Origin of the sequence: Mycobacterium sp. E796 (assembly GCF_001672815.1) — a bacterium.
In the GTDB taxonomy this organism is placed as follows: Bacteria; Actinomycetota; Actinomycetes; order Mycobacteriales; family Mycobacteriaceae; genus Mycobacterium.
In genome coordinates, this window is record NZ_LZKK01000380.1 from 1 (window position 1) to 778 (window position 778).

The window sequence follows — 778 nt, forward strand, 5'->3', positions numbered from 1 at the left end:
GTCGGCGCGGTCGACGGCCACCACCAGCGACTCGCGGGCGGTGATCACCCCTGGCGGCCAGCCGTCGGTGAAGCCGCCCTCGCGCCACAGCCGCAGCGACTCCAGGCCCAGCCGCAGTAACCGTTCTTCGCCGGGCCAACCCTCGCTGTGCGGGGCGAGCATCCCGCCCGCCACCCACGATGCACCCGGTTCGCCGGTGTGGTGCACGACGACCGACCATCCGGCCCGCGCCGCGCGGCGCGCCACCGACAGCCCGATGACACCGCCGCCGATGACGGCCAGTGAGTCTTGCATCCTTTGCTCCCTTCGCCGGCATGACCCGGATCAGGTGTGACGGTAAGGGCGTGCGCGCCCACTCTCAGTCCCCGGTCGCCAGGACTCCCGTGCTCTTCGGGTTCCACGCTAGCGCGCTAGCGTCGCGGTGTGCACCAACCGTCCACCCGCCTCGCTGCGGCCAGGCTGTATCTGTGTACCGACGCGCGCCGCGAGCGCGGCGACCTGGCCGAGTTGGTCGACGCCGCGCTGGCCGGCGGGGTCGACATCGTCCAGCTTCGCGACAAGGGCTCGGCGGGTGAGCAGCGGTTCGGTCCGCTCGAGGCCCGCGCCGAGCTGGCCGCACTCGAGATCCTGGCCGACGCGGCCCGCCGGCACGGCGCCCTGTTCGCGGTCAACGACCGCGCCGACATCGCCCGCGCGGCCGGCGCCGACTGGTTGTCCGAGCAGGGCCATCCGGTGGTGTGGGAGCCGGCCGCCCGCGACGTCGAACCGCTGCTGGCGC

General features: G+C 73.9%; 2 protein-coding genes and 1 riboswitch. Of the genes, one reads left to right on the top strand and one right to left on the bottom strand.

Annotated features, from left to right (window positions below; genetic code table 11):
- Window positions 1-294, bottom strand: a 294-nt coding sequence (locus A5706_RS31840) for an FAD-dependent oxidoreductase (RefSeq protein WP_156767064.1), incomplete at its 3' end; no start/stop codon positions are given.
- A riboswitch (TPP riboswitch) is annotated at window positions 285-395 on the bottom strand. Its footprint overlaps the gene before it by 10 nt.
- Window positions 396-423: 28 nt before the next feature.
- Here A5706_RS31840 and A5706_RS31845 point away from each other — a divergent pair.
- Window positions 424-778: thiamine phosphate synthase (locus A5706_RS31845; RefSeq protein WP_231985494.1), on the top strand; the 355-nt coding region annotated here is incomplete at its 3' end.